We start from the raw sequence: 22,877 nt of genomic DNA on the forward strand, positions 1-22,877 counted from the left end.
CTGGTTCAGGGGAACTGGTCACCAAGGTGCGCCCGTCATCGGGGACTGGGACTTCGTGCGCGGTTGTCCAGCCTGCCGCGCCGCGCTGGGGATGTCCACATGTTCGGCGGGAAGTCATCCGAACCGCGCAATGTCTACTGTGGACGCTGGGGCTGTGAGCCCTTGAGGCAGGAAAGCACCGGGGGATAGGCCGTGGTGTCGGTGCTGAGGAAGTCCGATGTCCAGACCAGGCAGTGCGCGAGCACCCGGATCCGGCGGTCGAGGTCGGCGTTCGCGCAGGCCGCCCCGATCTGGTCGGCGCAGGTGTCCCGGTCGTCGCGGACGCTGGCGGCGATGGCGCGGACCATCGCGGCCACGCCGGGATCCAGTTTGTCGGGCCGGACCGTCTGGCCCGCGGGATCCCGCAGGCGCAAGGTGAACGGTTCACGGATCCGCAGCGAACGACGGCGATCCTTGGCGGCAAGGGAGAAGGTGTCGACCAGCCGCCCGACGACGTCGCCGAGCGCCGGCCCTTCCCGGGTGGGCGAGGCGGTGGACACCAGAGCGGTGGCGAGCCGGTCGGCCTCGCCGGATCTGGTGAGGGAAAGGAGATCACGGGCGACGGTGTGCGCGCGTCTGGAACTGGGTTTCATGTCGGGCCCCTCGTTTGTCCTGCCGACAACCGATACCCCGCGTGGAGAAAGGTAAACATGAAGGTCTGTCGGATTGGGGCGGGCGGGGGCGCGGATTGCGCCGTTCGGCCCAGTCAGGGGCGGTCGGACCGTTCTGTAACGGCGAGCGACCGGAGGACGACGCCTGGTAGGACCGGTCGTCGGGCGGGCGGAGGGGCATGCTGTCGAGTCTTCTCCCGGGTCTGCGCGAACTCCGGGCGCCGCTCGCCGCGGGCTACGTCTGGCTTCTCGGGCTCTGGCTCGCCTTCCGGCCCAGCCTGCCCCCGCCCGGCCAGGCGTCCGGCGTCTACCGGGACCTGCTGGACCTGGGTTCCTGGTCGGGCAAGGCCGCGGTCTTCGCGGCCGCCACCTTCGCCGCGTATCTCCTCGGGACGATGTCCCTTGCCATCACTCATTGGCTGGACACGATCGTGACCCCGTTGTTCCGCCGGTCGAGACTCCAGGGAATCGCCTGGCTGGAGCCGAAATACCGGGGCAGGCGGCTGATCCTGCGCGCGTTGCGGGACGCCGTGCTCAACAAGCTGTCGGACCGGTTCCTCACCGATGAGGCCTTCCGCGACAAGGTGCTGGCCCACGTCAGCGGGCTTCAGGAATTCGCGCGTCGGGCGGGACAGGAACTGCCGGAGATCGTCGCCGGGGTGCGCGGTGGCGACCACCGGCGACGGGCCATGGACGACTACCTCCACCGCTGGCACCTCCTCGGCACTGTCGTCCGGCTCGACGCCTACGTCGAATCGGCCAAAGAGGATCTGGACTACGTCGGGCCGCGGCTGCTCGGAAAAGAGGATCAGCTCTACGGCGAATACGACCGGCAGAACGCCGAAGGATCGTTGCGCATCGGTCTTTTCCTGCCGCTCGTATTCCTCGTCGCCGTCCTGGCCCTGCGGGTGAGCCCCTGGTGCCTGCCCGCCCTGATCGTGCCCGTGACGCTGCTCTACCTCGGCTCGTCGTCATGGGCGGCGGCCGAGCAGAACCTCGCCGTGGCGCTCGCCGCGGAACGGGTCGAAAGCCCGACGCTGGAACTGCTCAAGTCGGCCGACGTCGAGTTCGTCCCCTTCGAGTTGCTGGTGCTGGGGCGGGTGGTGCCGGGTTATTCCGCCGGTTACCCGAACGCCCGGGCGCCCAGGGAAACGCAAGGACGCATCGCGACCGTCGCGCCGAGCAAGTCCATGCCGAAGCCCAAGTTCTAGCGCGTCAGCCTGGTAACGACCTGGCTACCCGACAGGGCCACTCAGGTGGAGTCGCGCTCCGGACGACTGATCGGGCCCACAGCGTGCGGCAGCCTACCCATTGAGCAGAGAACCGAAAAGGAGTGGGGAATGACAAACACCGTTGAAGAACTTACCGGCCAGGGACTCATCCCCGGCGAGCTGTTCGGGCGCCTCGTGAACCGTATCGCCAAAGAACACGACATGCCGCGTGATTTCGCGGCCCGAATCATGGATCAAGCGCTGGCGTTCCTTCGCGCGTGCGGCGAAAGTCACGGTGCGCAGCTCGGGCCGTCGGAGCTGGTGGATATCGGGTGGCACACCTTCATCCTCTACACCCGTGAATACGCGTCTTTCTGTGCACGGGTGGCGGGCGGGTTCATCCACCACGTCCCCAACGACGACGGCGCGAGTGGAACGGACCCGGAAGAACTGATCGCCCGGACCACCGAGGCCATTCGCTCTCTCGGGTTCGCGGTCGACGACGAGCTTTGGTTGACTTTCATGGTCAAGTGCAGCGATGGCGATGACGGTTGCCGGGCTTCGGGCAAAGACGGCAACGAGAACACCGACACCAACGGCAAGTAGTACCAAGGACAGGACCGCAGGTGAAGAAGTACGGCTGGGACGAGTTGCCGGAACCCGTCAGGGAAGCCATCCGGAATCGTGTCGATGATATCGACAGGGTCGATGAGATCGAGGTCGGCCAGAGCAGCAACTTCGCCGCGGTGTTCTCCCGAGACGGAGCGGCACCCTTGTTCGTCAAGGGGGTCGAGGGTGTGTCGCCCGCGATGCGCTGGCTTCGGAACGAGGCCGAACTCGGCACGCTGGTGTCCGGCATCGCTCCGGCCGTGCACTTCGCCGCCGACATCGAGGACTGGCTGCTCGTCGGCTACGAATACGTCGCCGGCCGACGAGCCCGGCTCCAACCGGGCTCGTCGGATCTCACGCGAGTGGCCGAGACGGTCAACCGCATCGGCGATATCAAGGCGCCCGGACTCAAGCCCCTGGAACAGCGCTGGAAGTCCGCTTGGTGGCCCAAACTCGCCCAGGAGCGGCCGGAGATCGTCGGCGACTGGGACATCGGCGAGCTGACCGCATGGGAGCAGAAGGCTCCGGCGTTCACGGCCGGACGCTCCCTGCTGCATACAGATCTTCATGCCGACCAGTTCCTCGTCCCGGCGGCCGGAAATATCCGTGTCATCGACTGGGGTTGGCCCGCTCAAGGTGCGGCCTGGGTCGATCCCGCCTTCATGGTGATCCGCCTCATCGGTGACGGCCATCGGGCGATGGACGCCGAAACCTGGGCGAAGACGAGCACGCGCTGGAGCGAGGCCACCGAAGAGGAGATCACCGCGTTCGCCGTGTACGTCGCAGGGCTCTGGAGCTATAAGGCCGCCACCACCAGCAGGCTGGCACAGATCGCACGTGACTATGCCGGCTGGCGCCTGCGACCGCCGCACTGATTCGCCCGCCCCGAGTTCTAGCGCGTCAGCAGTTCTCGCAGCGCCTTCACCACCTCCGACGGTGATTCCTCGGCCATGAAGTGGCCCGTGGTGACCGTCCGGTGGTCCAGGTCCGTCGCCCACGCCCGCCAGAGTGCGACGGCGTCGTAGCCGAGCGCGGCACCCCAGTCCTGCTGGAGCACGGTGAGCGGCATGGCGAGCCGGTTGCCCGCTTCGCGATCCGCCGTGTCGTGCTCGACGTCGATTCCCGCCGACGCGCGATAGTCGGCGACGATCGAGGTCACCGCGTTCCGTGACGCCTCCAGATACGCGGCCCGGACGTCTGCCGGGATCGCGTCGCCGGGCCGCGTCCACGCGTCGAGGAAGTGGCCGAAGAACGCGTCGGGCGCGGCGCTGATCAGCTGTTCCGGCAGGCCGGGCGGCTGAGCCATCAGGTAGAGGTGGAAGCCGACAGTGGCGCTCGTGCCGTGCAGCACGTCCCACATGTCCAGGGTCGGCAGCACGTCGAGGATCGCGAGGTGGCTCACCTTGTCCGGGTGGTCGAGCCCGGCCCGCAGGGCCACCAGCGCACCCCGATCGTGCCCGGCGAGGGCGAACCGGTCGTGGCCGAAAGCCTTCGCGACGGCGACGACGTCGGCCGCCATCGAACGCTTCGAGTAGGTCTCGCCGGTGTCGGCGGGCTTGTCGCTTTCGCCGTATCCCCGCAGGTCAGGGCAGAGGACGGTGTGGTCCGCCGCCAGATCCGCCGCCACGTGCCGCCACATGAGGTGGGTCTCGGGGAAGCCGTGCAGCAGCACGATCGGGCTGCCCGTCCCGGCGACGGCGACGTCGAGTGCGACGCCGTCGGCCACGGGCACGCGCTGGTAGTCGAATCCGGTGATGCGCATGGGTACCTTCCTGGTCGTTTCCGTTGACCGCCAGCGTCCCGGACCCGAATCAGCACCCGGTCAGCGTCGGCCGAGCGGCCGGGGCACGATGATCACCGTCGGTGAACGAGGAGGTGGCGATGCGGTTCGGGGTGCTCGGCCCGCTCGTGGCCGAGGACGCGCGGGGCGACGTCGGGCTCAACGGCCCGCGGCACCGGGCGGTGCTGGCGAGGCTGCTGATCGCCCGCGGCCGGGTCGTGCCGGTGGAACGCCTGGTCGACGACCTGTGGGAGCGTCCGCCCGAAGGAGCTGTCGGCGCTGTCCAGACGTTCGTCGGTGCCTTGCGCCGCGCGCTGGAGCCGGACCGCGCGCCCCGTGAGCCGGCGCGGCTGCTCGTCACGGTCGGCCGCGGCTATGCCCTGCGCGCGGACTCCGTCGACGCCTGGGATTTCGAGGCCGCCGTCGCCACGGCCCGCGAACTGGTCGACGCCCGCCGGGCGGACGCCGCACTGTCGCAAGTGGACACCGCGCTCGCGCTCTGGCGCGGGCCCGCGTATGCCGGGTTCGCCGACGAGAGCTGGGCCCGTGGCGAGGTCTCCCGGCTGACCGAACTCCGTTCGCTCGCCGGGGAACTTCGCGCAGAGGCTCTCCTCACGCTCGGGCGGGCCGCCGAGGCGATCCCCGAGCTGGAGTCGCGAGTTCGTGAAAACCCGTTGCGGGAGAACGGTTCCCGGCTGCTCGCGCTGGCGCTCTACCGAACCGGGCGACAGGGCGACGCGCTGGCCGTGCTGCGCACCACGCGCGCACTGCTCGCCGACGAACTCGGTCTCGACCCGGGCGCGGGCCTGCGTGAGCTCGAGGCCGACATCCTGGCGCAGGCACCCCGGTTGGCACCGTCCGTGCCCAAGATCGCCGAGCGGCCGCTGATCGGCCGCGCCGCCGAGTTGGCAAGGCTCGAGGAAGCCGCGACACGGTCGCGGCTGGTGCTCGTCTCGGGAGACGCCGGGGTCGGGAAGACCGCGCTCGCCGAAGCGTTTTCCGCTCGCCTGGCCGCGCAAGGCTGGGCCACGGCCTGGGGGAGCAATCCCGACGACGAGGGCCTGCCACCCGCCTACGCGTGGAGCCGGATCCTGGCCACGCTCGCCGACGCCGGGCATGGCGCCGCGCCGACGGCGGGTCCGGTGACCGGTGATCCCATGACCGCGCGACGGCGATGGCATCGCGCGGTCGCGTCCTATCTGGCCGGCGCCGCGCCTCTCCTGCTCGTCCTCGACGACCTGCACTGGGCGGGTGAGGAGACACTGGCGTTGCTGACGTCGGTGCTCGCCGAGCCGGTGCTGATCGTCGCGACCTATCGCGGGACCGATCCGTCCGCCCGCTTGACGGAATTCCTCGGCCGGGCCGCGCGTGCCGAGCCGACGCGGATCTACCTCGGCGGCCTGCCCGAGACCGACGTCGCCGGCCTGATCCGCGTCACGACCGGGGAAGAAATCGATCCGGAAACCGCCGCGGTGATCCACCGGCGCAGCGGCGGGAACGCCTTCTTCGTCCGAGAACTCGCCCGCCTGCTGGCCTCCGAAGGCACTGCCGCGCTGGACGCGGTCCCGCCGGGAGTCCGCGACGTCGTCCGGCACCGGGTGGAGGCGTTGCCGGACACCGCCCGCGAGGTGGTGCGCCGGGCCGCGGTGATCGGCACGGACGTCGATCTCCGCCTGCTCGAAGCCCTGTCGGGGGAAACCGCGCTCGACGCGGCGGAAATCGCGGTCCGGCGCGGATTCCTGACCGAAACGGGGCCGCATCGGTTCCGGTTCTCGCACGCCCTCGTCCGGGACACGCTCTACCACGATCTCTCCCGGTCGCGCCGTGCCCGCGAGCACGGCAAGATCGCCGAAGCGCTGGAAGGCCTCCGCCCGGACGACGTCGATGCTTTGGCGCACCATTACGTGCTGTCCGAAGAACACGCGGGCCACGCCGCGCACTACGCGAAAGCCGCCGCGGAGAAGGCCGAAAGCCGTTTCGCGCAGGCGGAAGCGGCGAGACTCTGGGACGCCGCGCTCACCGCGTACGACCGCTCCGGAGCCACCGATACGGCGGAGCGCCTGGAGCTGATCATGGGCAAGGCCCGCGCGTCGGCCGTGTCCGGTGGCCTCGGCCAGTCCCGGCGGCATCGGGCCGAAGCGCTGGAACTGGCGGAAAAGCTCGATGATCCGCTCCTGACCGCGCGTGTGATCGGCGCCTTCGACATCCCCGCGATCTGGACCGAAAGCGACGATCCCGAACTGGCATCCCGGATCGCGGCCGCCGTCGAACGGACCCTCGCCGCGTTGCCCGCCGAACGGACGGCGGAGCGTTGCCGTCTGCTGGCCACGCTCGCCGTCGAACTGCGGAACGCGGGCGGGCGACGAGCTCGCGAGGCCGCGCGAGAAGCCGAGACGCTCGCACGGCGGCTCGACGACCCGGCGCTGCTGGCGTTCGCGCTCAACGCCCGGTTCCTGCAGTCCTTCGATCGCGCCGGGCTCGCGTCCCGGCGGGCCGGGATCGGCGCGGAACTGGTCGAGCTCGCCTCGCGGCACCGGCTGGTGACGTTCGAGGTGCTCGGACATCTCGTGCTGGTCCAGGCGAAGAGCGCGCTCGCGGATTTCGCGGCCGCGGACCGGCATGCGGAGTCGGCGGACGAACTCGGGGAGAAGTACGGCCTTCCGCTCGTCGCCGTGTTCACCCGGTGGTATCGCGCGATGCGGACCGCGATGACCGGTCCCGGCGGGGAAGCCGCCTATCGTGCCGCGGCCGCAGGGCTCGCCGGTACGGCCATGTCCGGAGTGGACAACGGGATCCTCGCCCTCGCCCTGTTCTGCGACCGGATTCAGCGAGGCTTGCCGCGAGAAGCGGCAGAGGAGAGCTACGGCGCCTACGAAAGCTGGTGCCGCCCGGTACACCCGATCCCGGATTCGCCCCGGGACCTGTTGTACGAGGCCCGCACCTGCCTGCACGCCGTCGTCGCGATCGAAACCGGCGACCGGACGCTGATGGACCGCCTGTACACCGAACTCCTGCCCGCCGCCGACGAGATCGCCGGAGCCGGGAGCGGGATGCTCACCCTCCGCCCGGTCGCCGGCTACCTCGGTGACCTCGCCACCGCCCTGGGCCGCCACGACGCGGCCGCCGCGCACTACCGGCAGGCGCACGCCATCGCGGGCAAAGCCGGTTCACCGCACTGGGGTTAGCTCACTGCTCCCGCATGGCGCGGCGGATCTCGGCCAGTTTGTCCTTGGCCGCCTTGTCCCGGTCGGCGATCTTCTTGTCCAGCGACGCCACGTCTTCCTTGCCGCCCAAGCCCGCGAGTTCGGTCGAGCCCAGCGAGGTCGTGTACCGCTGTTCGATCCGGTCTCGCACGTGGTCGAACGAAGGCACTCCCGACTCGCTGTAGTCCGGGTCCGGAACCTCGACCGGCGGGGCCGGGGACTCTTCGACGATTTCGGCGTCGAGGATTTCCGGCTGCTTCTCCGGGCTGTTCTCACTCATGGTCGCTCCGTCCTTGCCGCCAGGGTACGGCTTCCGTCATCAAACCGAGCATGCCCGAGACCAGGCGCATCTGCTCGACCGTGCGGATGTCGGCCTCGACCAGCCGCGGCGAGCAGACCACGACGGCGAGCGCCTGCGCCCGCGAGAGCGCCACGTTGAGCCGGTTGCGGGAGAGCAGGAAATCCAGGCCGCGCGGCAGGTCGACCGCCGACGACGAGGTCATGGTGGTGATCACCACCGGCGCCTCCTGACCCTGGAACCGGTCCACGGTGCCGACCCGCACGCCGGGGTGCCCGGCCTGCTCCAGCGCGCGGGCCACGACGCGGGCCTGCAGGTTGTACGGGGCCACGACCAGGATGTCCTCGTCGCCGAGCGGCCGGGGCTCGCCGTGATCGGTCCAGGTGCGGCCGTGGAGTTCGGCGACGAGAGCGGTGACCGCCTCGGCCTCCTCGACCGACCGTGTCGTGTTGCCGTGGTGGTCGACCTCGGCGAGGTACAGACCCCCGTCGACCCCGTCGATCGCCCGCTCGGCCGCCGAAGGATGCGAATGCAGGCGGCCCGCGTAGGACAGCCGTGACACCGGTGAACAGACGGCCGGGTGCATCCGGCGGGTCTCGTCGAGGAAATAGCCGAGTTCGGCCGGGATGATGTCGGCCTCGCCGATCAGATGCCCCAGCGCGGAGGCCTCGGCTCCCGCGGGATGCGTGCCCTGCACGACCTGCGGCAACTGCTGCGGATCGCCCAGCAGCAGGAGGTTCTTGGCGCACATCGACACCGCGAGCGCGTCGGCGAGGGCGAACTGGCCCGCCTCGTCGATGATCAGCAGGTCGAACGGCTCGTCCCGGATCGCGGCGTTCGCGAACGTCCAGGCGGTGCCGCCGACCAGATGACCGGTGTCGTGTTCCTCGCGCCATTTCACCAGCGCCGGATTGGTCTTCGGCTGCTCCCAGGGCGCGGCCGGATCCGGGGTCCGCTTGGCGCGTTTGGCGCACGGCAGATCCGGCGCGTTCTTCAGCGCGGCGGACAGCACGTTCTCCACGGCCTTGTGGCTGGTCGAGGTGACGGCGATCGTCTTGCCCGCGCGGACGAGCTTCGCGATCAGCCTGCCCGCGAGATAAGTCTTGCCCGCGCCGGGCGGGCCTTGGACGGCGAGCGCGGAGCCGTCCAGCTTCTCGACCGCGTCGATCACCGTGTCGACCAGGTCGGTGCCCGGTTCCGGCAGGGTCGCGTCGTCACGCAGCCGGGGCGTCGTGCGCCGGAGCAGGTCGACGCCGGGATGAGCGGGCAGCGTCGGCAGCGCGTCGACGACCAGCCGGGCGAGGTCCGCGACCGCGTCGTCCTTGGGGGAGGGCCGCACCGGGCTCCCGGGCAGCACCGCGACGGGCCGGTCGGCGCTGGTCTCGTCGGGCTGGCAGCTTTCCTCGAGGGTCAGTTCGACGGCGGTGGCCGAGACGACCTTGGCGTCCCGCGCGGCGGCTCCGTAGCGCAGGCGGACGTCGTCGCCGGGGGCGAAGGGATGCGGCCGGTCCGGGTCGCAGCGAAGCGTCAACGACCGCTTCGCCTTGCGGACGCGGCCCGAAGGCGGCACCCATTCCCCGGCCTCCATGGTCACCGGGACGGCGCAGGCGTTGTCGGTCTCCAGATCGCCGAGCGGCGCGGCCAGCTGGCGGAAGTACTCCCACCACGCCGGATTCGTCTCGCGCCGGTGGTAGCCGACGGACGCGGCCAGCAGCGCGCGGGCACGGTCCTCACCGGTGAATTCGGCCGGATCGTCGGGCAGCCCGTCCAGCAGCGGATCGACCAGAGCGGCGAGCTGCGCGGCGCGTTCGGCGCGTTTCTGCGCGGCGACGTCCTCTTCGGTCTGGCGGAGCAGAGCGTCCACATCGGACTCTTCGGGCGGCTCGGCGAGCGCGATCCCTGCCTCCACGCGGATCTTGTGGAGGAACTGGAACAGCCGGAGCGTGGAGACACAGTCGTATTCGTTGTAGTCGCTGATGCCGCGCAAGACTTCGTCCGCGTGCGCTGTCTCGCCGGAGGCGGTGAGCGTCAGGTATTCCTCGTAGGCCTCGATGCTCGAAACCGCCGTCTTCACGTCGCCGTCGCGAGCCTCCGGCATGTACAGCGGTTCCAGGTACTTGATGGAATACGACCGCTGCGAGACCCGGAGTGCCTTGCGCACCACGGAGTACAGATCGACGAGCCCACCGCTGCGCAGCAGGTGGTCGACGGCGTCCTCACGGGTCCCGTGCACGGCGGCGAGCCGCTTGATCGCGGTGACCTCGTACGGGGCGTAGTGGTAGACGTGCGAACCGGGATGTTCCGCGAGCCTCGCGGTGGCGAAGTCGACGAACTCCTCGAAGGCCCGCTTCTCCTGCGACCGGTTGTGCGCCCAGAACGGCGTGAACGGAGTGCCGTCCTCGTCCGTCACGGCGCCGAAGAGGTATTCGAGCCCTTCGCCCGCAAGGGCGTAGGGATCGCCTTCCATGTCGAAGAAGACATCGCCGGGCGCGGGCGGCGGCAGTGTGGCCAGCGCGTCCGGATCGATGATCTCGTAGGCGATCTGCCCGGTGGCGTCCTGCCGGACCTGGATCGCGGCCTGGGCGCGCAAGGTGGTGAACGACGTCGTCGAGATGTCGCGCGGCCGGTCTTCCGGAGCGGCCTCCGCGAGCGCGTCGATGGTGCCGAGTCCGGCGGCGACGAGTTTGCGCCGCTGGTCGCCGCGCATCCCCGCCACCAGCGAAAGATCGCGATCGGCTTCGCGGGCGCTCGCGCAGTGGGCGGCGTAGGAGCAGCCGCCGCAGGCGGGCCGTTCGTCGGCCCACAGCGGGACCGGCAAGGTGGGCGGCCGGTTCCGCAGCCGGGCGCGGAGCCTGTCCACCAGCGGGAGGAAGTCGTCGACGCGGAACGAACGGGTGCTGTGGTCGCCGAGCAGCAGGTGCATCCGCGGTCCGGCCGGCCAGCCCGCCCGGCGCAGGGCGTCGGCGTACGTGGTCAGCTGGACCACGGCGGCGGGCTTCGCGTGCCGGGCCAGCTTCGTGTCGTACACCTCGTAGCGGCCCTCGTCGTCCCGCATCAGGAAGTCGGCGCGGCCGGAGAACTCGCCGTCGTGGAAGACCGCCTGGTAGATCACCGGGGCACCCGCCCGCAGCGCCTCTTCGGTGGCCTTCGCGGCGACGACCGGGTCCCGTTCGTCGATCTCGACGACGGCACTCTTCTCGCCGCGCAGCTTGTCCAGCGTCGCGGCTTCGTGGGCGCGCCCGTGGGTGACCGCCAGCTGATCCGGGCCGGAGCCCGGCCGCGGCGCTCCCGGGAGCCCGGCGGACAGCGCCTGGTTCAGGACGCTGCGGTGCTCGCATTCGAGCAGGTCGGCGAGATCGGACGGGGTGTACATCGCCCGGGAGTCTGACATGGACTCTCCGGCGGGCCACCCCGGCACGCCGGAGTCAGCCGGAGGTGTGGTCGAACTTCAGGTGCGAGGTGATCCGGTAGCAGTCGCCGCGGTAGATCGAGCGGGTGTATTCGATCACGTGGCCACCGGCGTCGCGGGTCGTGCGCTCGAACAGCAGCGCGGGGGAGTGCTGCGGGACGCCGAGCAGACCGGACTCGTCGGCGTCGGTGACGGTGGGCTCGATGACCTGCACGGCCGTCGCCGGGACGACCTCGTACCGCCTGCGGAGCAGTTCGTAGAACGAGCCGGACTCGAAGTCGGCGGCCGTGATGTCCGGCACGACCTCCCGGGGGACCAGGATCCGTTCGATCGCCATCGGCGCCTCTTCGACGACCCGGACGCGGGTGACGGCCACCAGCGGACGGCTGGGGGAGACCTCGAGCCGTTTGCCGAGCCGGGCACCCGCCGGGGTGACGGCGAAGTCGATCACCCGGCTGGTCCAGTGTCCTTCGGCGGGCGGGGCGAACTGCTCGCCGCCGGTGGCGGGCACGAGGTCCTGGGAGATCTTGCGCGGCGCGGTGAACGTGCCCCTGCCGTGCTCGCGGACGACGAGGCCGTCCCGCGCCAGTTCGTCGATCGCGGCTCGCAAAGTGGGGCGCGAGACGCCGATTTCGGTGCTCAGCGCGCGTTCCGACGGCAGGACCTCACCCGGCAGCCGCCGCTCGATGAGCTTGCGAAGCCGTTCCTTGACCTCTGTCCGCCGCATGACCTCAGCCTACCCAGTGGTCACCGGGAATTGGCTGGTGGACAAGTTGTCTAGACCTATTGACTTTACCACTTCACGGGGAGACCTTGAAAGAAGCTGACCAGTGGTAAAGGAGAGAGCGATGTCGAACTCGAAGAAGTTCCGTTTCGCCGCTTTGGCCGCGTTGTCGGTCGCCACGCTCGGGCTGGCGCCGGGGACAGCGAGCGGCTCGGCCGCGTGCGGGGCGCTGTTCGACGACTTCCACTACGTCTCGCACACCGACGGTCTGCTTTCCCAGCACGGCTGGCAAGTGCGCTCCGGCGGCGGTGGCCCCGGTGTCCCTGGCGCGCGGTGGGCACCGGAAGGCATCACGTTCCCGACGTCGGGCGGCGACAAGGTGCTGCAACTCGCCTCCACCACCGACGGCACGTCCGCGGGTACGACGCAGACCGAGATCATGCAGTCCGACCGGCGGTTCTTCGAAGGGACCTACGCGGCACGGATCCGCTTCTCCGACGCGCCGTCGTCCGGCCCCGACGGCGACCGGATCAACCAGACGTTCTTCACGATCAGCCCGCTGCGCTACGACAACGACCCGATCTACAGCGAACTGGACTTCTCGGAGTACCTGCCGAACGGCGGCTGGGGCGAGGCGGGGCCGGTCGATTTCCAGACCAGCTGGCACACCTACACGCCGGACCCGTGGTACGCCGAGAACAAGAGCGACAGCCAGCGCCGCAGCATCGACGGCTGGCACTCCGTGGCCGCGACCGTGTCCGGCGGCCATGTGCGGTACTACATCGACGGCGCCCTGGTGGCCGACCACGACCGCGGCGGGCCGTTCGACGTCTATCCGCGGCAGAACATGTCGCTGAACTTCAACCAGTGGTTCATCGACCTCACCCAGCACACCGGCGGCACGAGCACCTACCTCGAACAGGTGGATTGGGTCTACTACGCGAAGAACGAGGTCGTGACGCCGGCCGTGGCCGCCGGACGCGCCGCTTCGTACCGGTCTTCGGGTGTGCGGTTCGCCGACGATCTCGGGGGTTGTTAAATAGGCTCGGGGTTCTGCGGGAACGAGGAGTGCGGTGGACGAGCGTGATCGGCTGACGGAACGGTTCGAGGAGCATCGGACCAGGTTGCGGGCCGTGGCATACCGGATGCTGGGCTCCGCCAGCGAGGCCGAAGACGCCGTCCAGGACACGTGGCTGCGGCTCGCCCGGACCGACGCCGGGGAGATCGAGAACCTCGGCGGCTGGCTGACCACCGTGGTGGCGCGGGTGTGCCTGAACGTGTTGCGCTCACGCGACCACCGGCGCGAAGATCCGCTGGACGCCGCGTACTCCGAGCCCGCCGATTCCTCGGTCGATCCCGCCGCCGACGCGGTGCTCGCCGACTCGATCGGGCTGGCGATGCTGGTGGTCCTGGACACGCTGGCACCCGCCGAGCGGCTCGCGTTCGTCCTGCACGACATGTTCGCGGTGCCCTTCGACGAGATCGCCCCGCTGATCGATCGCACCCCGGCCGCCGCGAGGCAACTCGCGAGCCGCGCCCGGCGCCGCGTCCAGGGCCGTCCCGCCGCCGCGGAACCGGACCTCGCGCGACGGCGCCAAGTCGTCGACGCCTACCTGGCCGCCGCCCGCGGCGGGGACTTCGAAGCGCTCCTCGAACTGCTCCACCCCGACGTCGTCCTCCGTGCCGACAAGGCCGCGGGCCCCTCGCGCGCGCCGATCTTCCTGCAAGGCGCCGGTGTGGTGGCACGTGGTGCCGCGGCCGCTTCGGTGCGGGCGGCTGTCACTCAGCTCGCGCTGGTGAACGGCGGCATCGGACTCGTGATGGCCGACGAAGGACGTCCTTCGGTGGTGCTCGCGTTCACGTTCAAGGACGGGAAGATCGCCGAGATCGACGTCATCGCGGACCGGGACCGGCTGCAGGGCCTGGACCTGGCGATCGTGGACTGATCCTGGGTCCCGCATTTAGTCGACTGAATGCGGGACCCGCCACTCTCGCTCCCGGCTTAAGGTGATCCGGACGCCGCAGTCACGTCCGGGAGGCACGCATGTCGTTGTTGGCCCAGTTGACCACCGCCCTCACCAAGGGCGCGATCGAGGTCGTCGACCTCACCGCCCCGTTGAGCGCGAGCACGCCGATCCTGCGGCTGCCGGAGCCGTTCGCGAACACGATCCCGTTCGGGCTGGAGGAGATCAGCCGGTACGACGAACGCGGGCCGCGCTGGTACTGGAACAACATCCACACCGGCGAGCACACCGGGACCCATCTCGACGTCCCGGTGCACTGGCTGTCGGGCAAGGACGGTCACGACGTCTCCGAGGTGCCGTTGCGCTCGCTGGTCGCCCCGGCGGTGGTGCTCGACGCCTCCGCCCGCGCGGCGGAGGATCCGGACTTCCTGCTCTCCATCGACGACATTCGCGCGTGGGAGCGCGAGAACGGGCCCCTGCCCGACGGCGGCTGGCTGCTTTACCGCACGGGGTGGGACGCCCGGTCGCACGACCAGGAGACCTTCCTCAACAACGACGAGAACGGCCCGCATACGCCGGGAATCTCGGCGGAGTGCGCTCGCTGGCTCGCGGAGGAGGCGCCGATCACCGGGTTCGGCGTGGAGACCGTCGGCACCGACGCGGGACAGGCGATGGCCCTCGAACCGGCCTTCCCCTGCCACGAACTCCTTCTGGGCGCGGGAAAGCACGGCCTGACCCAGCTGCGGAACCTGGCGAGCCTGCCATCCACCGGAGCCCTGCTGGTCGTCAGCCCGCTCCCGATCGTCGGCGGCTCCGGCAGCCCCGCCCGGGTCTACGCGCTGGTCGAGCGGGCATGAAGGTCGCGGAGCTGGTCGGCCGCACCCTCGCGGAGCTCGGGGTGGGGACCGCGTTCGGGGTCGTCGGCAGCGGCAACTTCGAGGCCACCAACGGATTGCGGGCGGGCGGGGTGCGGTTCGTCGCCGCGCGGCACGAGGGCGGCGCGGCGAGCATGGCCGACGCGTACGCGCGGATGAGCGGCCGTGTGTCGGTGCTGAGTCTCCATCAGGGTGTCGGGCTGACCAACGCGCTCACCGGGATCACCGAGGCGGCCAAGAGCCGGACCCCGATGATCGTCCTGGCCGCCGACACCGCGGCGTCGGCGGTGCTGTCGAACTTCCGGATCGACCAGGACGCGCTCGCGACCGCCGTCGGCGCCGTGCCGGAACGCGTCCACGGCTCGGCGACCGCGATCGCCGACACCGTCCGCGCCTACCGGACGGCCTGGCAGCAACGCCGGACCGTCCTGCTCAACCTCCCGCTCGACGTCCAAGCCCACGAAGCGCCCGAAGCCGTCCCGGTTCCGGAAATCCCCGGCCCGGCGCCGATCCGGCCGGACCGGCAGGCGGTCGCGAAACTGGCCGACCTCCTCGCCGGGGCGCGGCGGCCGGTGTTCATCGCCGGCCGCGGCGCACGGGAGAGTTCGGCGCCGCTCCGCGAACTCGCGGAAGTCTCCGGCGCGCTGCTGGCGACTTCGGCGGTGGCACACGGCCTTTTCCAGGGTGATCCCTTCTCCGTCGGGATCTCGGGCGGCTTTTCGTCGCCCGCGGCGGCGGAGCTCATCGGAAACGCGGACCTCGTGATCGGCTGGGGGTGCGCGCTGAACATGTGGACCACGCGGCACGGCACGCTCCTCGGCCCGGACGCGCGACTGGTCCAGGTCGACGTCGACCAGGCCGCGCTCGGCGCGCACCGGCCGATCGACCTCGGTGTGGTCGGCGACGTCACCAGCACCGCCGCCGACGTCCACGCGGAACTCGGCACGCGTGGCCATGGCGCCGAGAGATCGCGAATCCCCGCGACGAGCTGGACCGACGTGCCGTATAACGACCTATCCGGCAACGGGAGGATCGATCCGCGCACCCTCAGCCGCCGTCTCGACGAGATCGTCCCGGAAGAACGCGTGGTCTCCATCGACTCCGGCAACTTCATGGGCTACCCGAGCGCGTACCTGTCCGTTCCCGACGAGAACGGTTTCTGTTTCACCCAAGCGTTCCAGTGCGTCGGGCTCGGCCTGGGGACGGCGATCGGCGCGGCATTGGCGAGGCCGGACAGGCTCCCGGTGCTCGGTGTCGGCGACGGTGGGTTCCACATGGCCATTTCCGAACTGGAAACCGCGGTACGGCTGCGGATCCCGCTCGTGGTCATCGTCTACAACGACGCCGCGTACGGCGCCGAGATCCACCACTTCGGCGCCGCGGACATGACCACGGTCCGGTTCCCCGACACCGACATCGCGGCGATCGGCCGGGGCTTCGGCTGCGACGGCGTCACCGTGCGGTCGGCCGGGGATCTGGCCGCCGTCACGGACTGGCTCGGCGGGCCACGGGACGCGCCGCTCGTCATCGACGCCAAGATCGCCGACGACGGCGGCTCGTGGTGGCTGGCCGAAGCCTTCCGCCACTGAACGCTAAACGCCCCAGTCCGGCCGCAGGGGCATTCCCGAGTCCCCGTCCGGACCGACCTTCACCCCGAGCACCTGGTGCAGTTCGATCTCCCGCCGCTCGAAGGCGAGGCGGCACGCGGCCATGTACAGCGCCCAGACCCGGCTCCGCCCGGCGCCCGCTTCGGCGACGGCCTCGTCCCAGTTCGCGTCGAGGTTGGCGCACCACGCGCCGAGGGTGGTGGCGTAGTGCTCGCGCAGGTTCTCCGAGTGCCGCACCTCGAGCCCGCTGTCGTGCATGGCGGTGGCGATCTCCCCGACGGACTCCAGCTCGCCGTCGGGGAAGACGTACCGGTCGATGAAGCCGCGCGAACTGTGCGCGACGGAGGTGTCCGGATTGGTGATGCAGTGGTTCAGCAGGCGGCCTTGCGGCTTCAGCTTCCCGGCGAGGAAACGGAAGTACGACGGGAGGTTCCGCGCGCCGATGTGTTCGGTGAGCCCGATCGACGACACCGCGTCGAAGCCCGTTTCGGTGACGTCGCGGTAGTCGAGGTGCCGGACCTCGGCCCGGTCCGCGAGCCCCTTGGTCACGATGTCCTTCTGCGCCCACTGCGCCTGCTCGCGCGAAAGGGTGACGCCGAGCGCCTCGACGCCGTAGTGCTCGACGGCGTGTTCGACCATCCCGCCCCAGCCGCAGCCGACGTCCAGCAGCCGCATCCCCGGCCGGAGGCCGAGTTTCCGGCACACCAGGTCGAATTTGTGCGCCTGCGCCTCTTCCAGCGAGGATTCGACGGACGGATACGCGGCGCAGGTGTAGGCCATCGACGGACCCAGCACCAGTTCGTAGAACCGGTTCGAGACGTCGTAGTGGTTCGAGATCGCGTTGCTGTCGCGCGTCTTGGAGTGCCGCAACCCGTCGAGGCCGCGCTTGAGCCTGCTCGGCAGTTCCTCGGCGGGCGGGGCGACGCGGCGCAGATGCGTGGGGCCGAGTTTGCGCAGCAGCCACACCCGGTCGGCGGGGCTGAGCTGGTCGACCTGGGCCACGAGCGCGCGCAGTGCCGTGTAGAGGTCACCGTCCACATCGAGCGCGCCCGCGACATAGGCGCGCGCGAGCCCGAGGTCTCCCGGGGACGACATCAGATACGTCAGCGCCAGCGGTGACCGCACGTGGATCGACACCGGTGCGTCCGCCGGGCCGCTCGCGCTGCCGTCGTAGCCGGTGATGGACACCGCGGCGCTCGGGCCGAGCAACCGCTCGAAGATCTTGCCGACGGTCGTCGTCTCAGCCATGTTCGTCTCTCTTCTTCCCGTCCCGGGTCACCGCCGCCGCACGCATTTCGCGTACAGGTCGAGGAGGCGGCCGTCCGGGTCGTAGGTCGTCTTCAGTTTCCGGTAGGCGTCGCCGTTGTACAGCCGCCAAAACTCGTCTTCGGTATAGAAACTGTCGGAGTACAGCGATTTCCGCCCGCCGAGTCGCGTCACTTCGGCCTCGATCAGCCGATTGTGCGTATCCGGCCCCTCGCCGGGGTCCAGCGGGACCGCGGACCAGAAGCCGAAGTTGACGTACAGCGTTTCGGGGTCCATTTCGTACAGCGGCGAGTTCACGCCGCCCGGCCGCTGCTTCAGCGGGCAGATCCACACCGGGCTGATCGGGATCTCGCGGCGGAAGAAGTCCAGGAACTCCGCGGCCCGCGACAGCGGCACCTCGATGTCCTGGACGACGGTCTCCTCCGGGGGAAGCCGTCGCAGCTTGAGGAGTTTCGCGGCGATCCCGAACCGGCGGTCGAGCGCCACCAGCTTCCAGTAGACCGATGATCGCAGCAGTTTCCTGCCCAGCAGCAGCCGGGGGAGCCTGCTCTGGACACCGAACGCGCGGGAACACCAGAACCAGTCCGTGTCCCAGCGCCACAGGTAGTCCCGGACGCTCAGGTGGTCGGTCTCGCGTTCGCGGATCGACTTGTAGTAGATGTCGAGCCAGGTGTAGTCGCTGGTCGCGGGCGCCGAGGTGGTGAACGTGCCCAGCGTCACGTACTGCTCGCCCGGGCCGAAGACGGTCCCGTCCACGAAGTCGGCGGACCCGCTGCGGCAGGCCTCGCCCAGCGCCGCGAAGTACTCCTCGGTGTCGTCGTACCGGACATGGTCGAGCCGCACGTACGGTTTGACCGGCTCCAGCTCGATCTTCAACCGCAGCGCGTAACCGAGCGTGCCGTACGAGTTCGGGAAGCCGTGGAACAGTTCGCTGTGCTCGTTGTCGGCCCGCGCGACGACGATCCGGCCGTCGCCGGTGAGCAACTCCAGCTCCAGCACCGACTCGTGCACGAGTCCGTTGCGGAACGAAGAGGACTCGATGCCGAGGCCGGTGACCGCGCCGCCGAGCGTGATCGTCTTGAGCTGCGGCACGACCAGCGGCATCAGCCCGTGGGGCAGGGTCGCGTCCACCAGCTGCTCGTAGGTGACCATGCCCTCGACGTCGGCCGTGCGAGCCAAGGGATCGACGTCGAGGACGTGCGTGAACCCGGAGACGTCCAGTCCCGGGGTGCTGGTCGCCGTCCGCGCCCGGAACAGGTTCGATGTCCGCTTCGCCAGCCGGATCGTGCCGTGCAGGCCCGCCAGCTGAGCGCGGAGCGCTTCGGCGCGCGCTTCGTGCTCGGCGAACCGGACCAGGCGGGCCGTCGCTCGGGTTCCGCCGTCGCCGCTAGCCATTCCTGATCGCCATCAGCTCATCGTGCCCCACGGAACCGCGCGGCGCAGCTCTTATTTCGCTACCTCAGCCGAGACAGCGGGACCGCGTCCGCCATGGCGGTGAAGCCCTTGTCCCCGGGGTGGAGGTGATCGCCGGAGTCGTACTCGGGTTTCATCCGCTGCGGGTCGGCCGGATCGCGGATCACCGCGTCGAAGTCGATGTGGCCGTCGAAGAGCCTGCTGGTCCGGATGAACCGGTTGACCGCCTGCCGGGTCTCCTCCAGTTGTGGCGTGTACGAGCCCCAGCCCTTCCATGGCGTGATCGTCGCGCCGAGCACCCGCAGGCCGCGGTCGTGCGCCCTCGTCGCGATCTGCTTCAGCGCCGAGATGATCTTGTTCGGATCGGCCTGGTGCGGCGTCTGCTGGATGTCGTTGATGCCCTCGAACACGATCGCCGTCCGCGCGCCGGACTGGGCCAGCACGTCCCGGTCCAGCCGGGCCAGCGCGTTGACGCCGTAGTTGCCGCCGTCGAGCAGGAGCCGGTTCCCGCTGATCCCGGCGTTGAGCACGCCGGTATCCCGGCTGATCTTGTCGGCGAGCTGATCGGGCCAGCGCAGGTTCGCGCCCCACGTCGAGTTCGCCCCGTCGGTGATCGAGTCGCCGATCGCCACGACACTGCCCCGCAGACCGGGACCCCGGACATCCACTCCGGACACGTAATGCCAGACCGCGGTCTTCTCCGGGAACGCCGCGGCCGACTCGTCGGCGGCCTTGTCGCCGTTCCGGGTGAAGTAGGAGTTCTGCATGGCCAGCGGGTGGTAGGTGACCGGACCGGACGGGGTCGGGGTGTACGTGGTCACCAGGAGGTCGCCGTCCCTCGGCACGGTCAGCGCCGCGCCGTCGCTGACGATGTCGGCGCCCGGCGGCACGGTGACCTCGCCGTCGCCGCCGAAGGTCAGCGTGCGCATCGTGCCGGGGACCGCCTGCGGCGTGTCCGGGCCGGCGGCGACCGCGACGGTCACCCGGCCGAACAGCACCGGCGTCCGGCCGAAGGCGTTGGACAGCCGTACGCGCACCTCGCGCCCGCCGGCGCTGGTGTGCACGATGTTGCGGATCGAGAAGTTCGGGTAGCCGTTGTCGGTGCCCGCCACCCCGGCCGCGGGTGCGGCCGCCCAGGTGCCCACCCAGCCGCTCGTGGCGGTGCTTACCCCGCTTTCCACCGGGACGGCGGGAGCCGCCGCGGCGGCTCCCGGTACCACACCCAGCAGCAGAATCGCCGCCACCAGCAGGTTTCTTCCGCGGTCCAGTCGCATGTCGGTCACGCCTCCACCCAGTCGACTCCCTTCATCGTCAGGGAATCACCGACAGCCGGTCAATGCGCCGGAGAGGACAGGTTTCTGTCGGTGGGCCGGGCTAGGGCGTGTTTCATGAGGCTGTTCGCGGTCTCCGCGCCCAGGTGGCCCCTGACGGCACAGGCGGATGCGGCCGAGTACGACCCGGTACGAGGCCGATCCGCCCGCACCGTCAGGAACCACCTGGATCACGAAGCCCATCGAACAGCCTCATGAACACGCCCTAGTGTTCCCGTATGACGCCTGCCGCTCTCGAGAAGCTCTGTCTCGGCTTCCCCGGTGCCCGCGCGGAGTTCCCGTTCGACGAGCATTCGAGCGTGTTCAAGGTCGCGGGCAAGATGTTCGCGCTCAGCGCGCTCAAGGCGAAGCCACTGCGCGTCAGCCTCAAATGCGAGCCCGACCTGGCCGTCCGGTTGCGCGCCGAACATCCGGCGATCATCCCCGGCTACCACCTGAACAAACAGCACTGGAACACCGTCGAGCTGGACGGTTCGCTGACCGACGGCTTCGTCCGGGAGATGGTCGAGGACTCCTACGACCTCGTGGTCGCGGGTCTGCCGAAGCGGGAACAGGAGAAGCTGAAGTGGGTCGCGCTCAGCCAGGAGTGAGCGCCAGGGTTTCATCCGGATTTCATCGGCCCGTGCCACCCCGGCCTCCTACCGTGGGCGGAGACGGGTGCCGCCCGCCGCACGATGACGCGCTTCCCGGTACTTCCTAGGCTGATGCCCGTGCTGGAGATCTTGGTGGATCGGTTCCGGGCACGGGTGCAGGTCAGTCTCACCCGTGCCGGACTGAGCCTGCCCTGGTGGGGGGCGTTGTGCGCGAGCGCGGTGAGCTTCGTGTTCACGACGGTCGCGCTGGTGCAACGGGACGCTCTCCTGCCGCCGCAGCCGATCGCGCTGGCCGGACTGATCGTGATCGCGCCGTCGGTGATCTGGACGATCACCGACTGGATCATGCCGTGGGTGCGGATGACCGCGCTGATCGTCGCGGCCTCGATTCTGCTCCTCCAGCCGGTACTCCCGGATTTCGCGCCGTTGCTGCTGCTGGTCGCGGCCACCGAGGCGGGCAGTGTCCTGCGGACGACCTGGGGAATCGCCCTCGTCACCGTCGCGGGCGAGACGGTTCTCGTCGTGGCGGGGATCTGGGGCGGGCTGGTCGGCGGGCCGGTGTACATGGTCGCGATCCTGCTGGGCCTCAGCGGCGGGCTCATGGTCCGCTGGTACACCAGGGTGCTGGACGCCGAACGCGTCAACCGGGATGCTTCCCGTGACAAGGCCTTGCTGGCCGAACGGCAGCGGATCGCACGCGAGGTGCACGACGTCGTCGGCCATTCGCTCAGCATCACGCTCCTTCACCTGACCGGGGCCCGGCGCGCGCTGCAGCAGGACCGTGACGTCGACGAGGCGATCGAGGCGCTCACCGAAGCCGAGCAGGTGGGACGGGCCGCGATGGCCGACATCCGCCGCACGGTCGGCCTGCTCGCCGACACCCCGTCGGGCTCCACCCCGCTGCCTGGGGTGGAGGACATCGCGACGCTGGTGGAACGCACCCGGGTCGCCGGACTGGCGGTGCGCTATACACAGGAAGGCGACCTCGGCCGGGTAGGCGCCTCGGAAGGATTGGGCCTCTACCGGATCGTGCAGGAATCACTCGTCAACGTTGTCAAACACGCCCCCGGCGCGACCGCGGAGGTCCGGCTGAACGCCGGCCGGTCGGGCGCGAAGCTCGTCGTCAGCAACCCTCTCCCCGCCGCCGCCCGGCGCACGTCCGAGGACGGTTCGGGACTGGCGGGGATGGCCGTCCGCGCGGCCCAGCTCGGCGCCAAGCTCAGTGCCGGGCCCAATGGCAGGCAGTGGGTCGTGGAGGTCACCGTGCCGGGAGCCAAGCCGTGACCGCCGCCGAGATCCGGGTGCTGCTGGTCGACGACCAGGAGCTGGTCCGCTCCGGGCTGCGGCGCATCCTGCGGCGCCGCGACGGGTTCGTCATAGCGGGGGAGTGCGGAGACGGCTCGGAAGTGCCGGCGGCGCTGGCCGCGAACGAGGTCGACGCCATCGTGATGGACCTGCGGATGAAGAACGTCGGCGGGGTCGAGGCGACCAGCAGGCTGCGGCGGTCCGGTGGTCATCCGCCGGTGCTCGCGCTGACCACCTTCGACGACGACAACCTCCTGGCGGACGCGCTGCGGGCCGGTGCCGCGGGTTACGTCCTCAAGGATTCCCCCGCCGAAGACCTGATCCGGGCCGTGCGCGCGGTCGCCGCGGGCGACGCCTGGCTCGACCCCGGGGTCACCGGCCGCGTGCTCGCCGCCTACCGGCAGGCCGCCGGGAACGGCAGCGGCGGACGTTCGCCCGAACTGCTGACCCCGAGGGAACAAGACGTGCTCCGGGCGATCGGCCGCGGGCTGACCAACGCGGAGATCGCCGCGACACTCGTGATTTCGGAGGTGACCGTGAAAAGCCACATCGGCCGGATCTTCACCAAGCTGCAGCTGCGGGACCGGGCGGCCGCGATCGTCTACGCGTTCGACCACGGGATCGTGGTGCCGGGCTAGC

19 protein-coding genes are annotated in these 22,877 nt (G+C 70.1%); 11 read left to right on the forward strand and 8 right to left on the reverse strand.

Translation table 11 applies throughout. The features are described from left to right. Window positions 1–134: 134 nt before the first annotated feature. Window positions 135–632, reverse strand: a complete 498-nt coding sequence (locus ACZ5IK_RS37165; protein ID WP_465491944.1) for a hypothetical protein — start codon at window positions 630–632, stop codon at window positions 135–137. 197 nt (window positions 633–829) lie between these two features. Between ACZ5IK_RS37165 and ACZ5IK_RS37170 the strand changes: the two genes are divergently transcribed. From ACZ5IK_RS37170 to ACZ5IK_RS37180, 3 genes are all read left to right on the forward strand, one after another. Beyond that, window positions 830–1,861 (forward strand): hypothetical protein, encoded by a 1,032-nt coding sequence (locus ACZ5IK_RS37170; RefSeq protein ID WP_465491945.1) that lies wholly within the window; start codon window positions 830–832, stop codon window positions 1,859–1,861. Between the two features lie 129 nt (window positions 1,862–1,990). After that, window positions 1,991–2,467: a glycine-rich domain-containing protein gene (locus tag ACZ5IK_RS37175; protein ID WP_465491946.1), complete on the forward strand. Its 477-nt coding sequence runs from the start codon at window positions 1,991–1,993 to the stop codon at window positions 2,465–2,467. Window positions 2,468–2,487: 20 nt separating this feature from the next. After that, on the forward strand, window positions 2,488–3,345 hold the full coding sequence (locus ACZ5IK_RS37180) for a hypothetical protein (protein ID WP_465491947.1): 858 nt from the start codon (window positions 2,488–2,490) through the stop codon (window positions 3,343–3,345). A gap of 17 nt (window positions 3,346–3,362) precedes the next feature. Here ACZ5IK_RS37180 and ACZ5IK_RS37185 read toward each other — a convergent pair whose 3' ends face one another. After that, on the reverse strand, window positions 3,363–4,232 hold the full coding sequence (locus ACZ5IK_RS37185; protein ID WP_465491948.1) for an alpha/beta fold hydrolase: 870 nt from the start codon (window positions 4,230–4,232) through the stop codon (window positions 3,363–3,365). 119 nt (window positions 4,233–4,351) lie between these two features. On the opposite strand from ACZ5IK_RS37185, the gene ACZ5IK_RS37190 reads away from it, so the two are divergent. After that, the gene (locus ACZ5IK_RS37190) at window positions 4,352–7,435 is read left to right on the forward strand and encodes a BTAD domain-containing putative transcriptional regulator (RefSeq protein ID WP_465491983.1); all 3,084 of its coding nucleotides are present in this window, start codon (window positions 4,352–4,354) and stop codon (window positions 7,433–7,435) included. Between the two features lies 1 nt (window position 7,436). Here ACZ5IK_RS37190 and ACZ5IK_RS37195 read toward each other — a convergent pair whose 3' ends face one another. The 3 genes from ACZ5IK_RS37195 to ACZ5IK_RS37205 are packed head-to-tail and all read right to left on the reverse strand — an operon-like array spanning window position 7,437 to window position 11,887. Further along, window positions 7,437–7,733 (reverse strand): hypothetical protein, encoded by a 297-nt coding sequence (locus ACZ5IK_RS37195; RefSeq protein ID WP_465491949.1) that lies wholly within the window; start codon window positions 7,731–7,733, stop codon window positions 7,437–7,439. Continuing rightward, the gene (locus ACZ5IK_RS37200; RefSeq protein WP_465491984.1) at window positions 7,726–11,124 is read right to left on the reverse strand and encodes a TM0106 family RecB-like putative nuclease; all 3,399 of its coding nucleotides are present in this window, start codon (window positions 11,122–11,124) and stop codon (window positions 7,726–7,728) included. The genes ACZ5IK_RS37195 and ACZ5IK_RS37200 overlap by 8 nt, the downstream gene beginning before the upstream one ends. A 52-nt stretch (window positions 11,125–11,176) precedes the next feature. After that, complete coding sequence (locus tag ACZ5IK_RS37205; protein WP_465491950.1) at window positions 11,177–11,887, reverse strand: GntR family transcriptional regulator; 711 nt, start codon at window positions 11,885–11,887, stop codon at window positions 11,177–11,179. A gap of 121 nt (window positions 11,888–12,008) precedes the next feature. Between ACZ5IK_RS37205 and ACZ5IK_RS37210 the strand changes: the two genes are divergently transcribed. The 4 genes from ACZ5IK_RS37210 (at window position 12,009) to ACZ5IK_RS37225 (ending at window position 16,312) form a co-directional block, all read left to right on the forward strand. Continuing rightward, entirely contained in the window at window positions 12,009–12,923 is a 915-nt protein-coding gene (locus ACZ5IK_RS37210) for a glycoside hydrolase family 16 protein (RefSeq protein ID WP_465491951.1), read from the forward strand. A 34-nt stretch (window positions 12,924–12,957) separates the two neighbouring features. Next, window positions 12,958–13,830, forward strand: a complete 873-nt coding sequence (locus tag ACZ5IK_RS37215; RefSeq protein ID WP_465491952.1) for a sigma-70 family RNA polymerase sigma factor — start codon at window positions 12,958–12,960, stop codon at window positions 13,828–13,830. Between the two features lie 98 nt (window positions 13,831–13,928). Continuing rightward, a complete protein-coding gene (locus ACZ5IK_RS37220; protein WP_465491953.1) occupies window positions 13,929–14,705 on the forward strand; it encodes a cyclase family protein in 777 nt (258 codons plus the stop codon). Next, window positions 14,702–16,312: a thiamine pyrophosphate-binding protein gene (locus ACZ5IK_RS37225; RefSeq protein WP_465491954.1), complete on the forward strand. Its 1,611-nt coding sequence runs from the start codon at window positions 14,702–14,704 to the stop codon at window positions 16,310–16,312. The genes ACZ5IK_RS37220 and ACZ5IK_RS37225 overlap by 4 nt, the downstream gene beginning before the upstream one ends. Before the next feature lie 3 nt (window positions 16,313–16,315). On the opposite strand, the gene ACZ5IK_RS37230 is transcribed toward ACZ5IK_RS37225, so the two are convergent. The 3 genes from ACZ5IK_RS37230 to ACZ5IK_RS37240 are packed head-to-tail and all read right to left on the reverse strand — an operon-like array spanning window position 16,316 to window position 20,283. Further along, window positions 16,316–17,578: a class I SAM-dependent methyltransferase gene (locus ACZ5IK_RS37230; protein ID WP_465491955.1), complete on the reverse strand. Its 1,263-nt coding sequence runs from the start codon at window positions 17,576–17,578 to the stop codon at window positions 16,316–16,318. A 27-nt stretch (window positions 17,579–17,605) separates the two neighbouring features. Further along, window positions 17,606–18,991: an FAD-binding oxidoreductase gene (locus tag ACZ5IK_RS37235; RefSeq protein ID WP_465491956.1), complete on the reverse strand. Its 1,386-nt coding sequence runs from the start codon at window positions 18,989–18,991 to the stop codon at window positions 17,606–17,608. Window positions 18,992–19,050: 59 nt separating this feature from the next. Beyond that, on the reverse strand, window positions 19,051–20,283 hold the full coding sequence (locus ACZ5IK_RS37240; RefSeq protein WP_465491985.1) for an SGNH/GDSL hydrolase family protein: 1,233 nt from the start codon (window positions 20,281–20,283) through the stop codon (window positions 19,051–19,053). 275 nt (window positions 20,284–20,558) lie between these two features. Between ACZ5IK_RS37240 and ACZ5IK_RS37245 the strand changes: the two genes are divergently transcribed. The 3 genes from ACZ5IK_RS37245 (at window position 20,559) to ACZ5IK_RS37255 (ending at window position 22,876) form a co-directional block, all read left to right on the forward strand. Continuing rightward, window positions 20,559–20,930 carry an MmcQ/YjbR family DNA-binding protein gene (locus ACZ5IK_RS37245; protein ID WP_465491957.1) on the forward strand — a complete coding sequence of 124 codons (372 nt, stop codon included), beginning with the start codon at window positions 20,559–20,561 and terminating at the stop codon, window positions 20,928–20,930. Window positions 20,931–21,044: 114 nt separating this feature from the next. Then, a complete protein-coding gene (locus ACZ5IK_RS37250) occupies window positions 21,045–22,217 on the forward strand; it encodes a sensor histidine kinase (RefSeq protein WP_465491958.1) in 1,173 nt (390 codons plus the stop codon). Next, a complete protein-coding gene (locus ACZ5IK_RS37255) occupies window positions 22,214–22,876 on the forward strand; it encodes a response regulator (RefSeq protein WP_101608672.1) in 663 nt (220 codons plus the stop codon). The genes ACZ5IK_RS37250 and ACZ5IK_RS37255 overlap by 4 nt, the downstream gene beginning before the upstream one ends. The last annotated feature ends 1 nt before the right edge of the window (window position 22,877 follow it).

The sequence above is a fragment of the Amycolatopsis sp. NPDC031561 genome, from assembly GCF_055580625.1.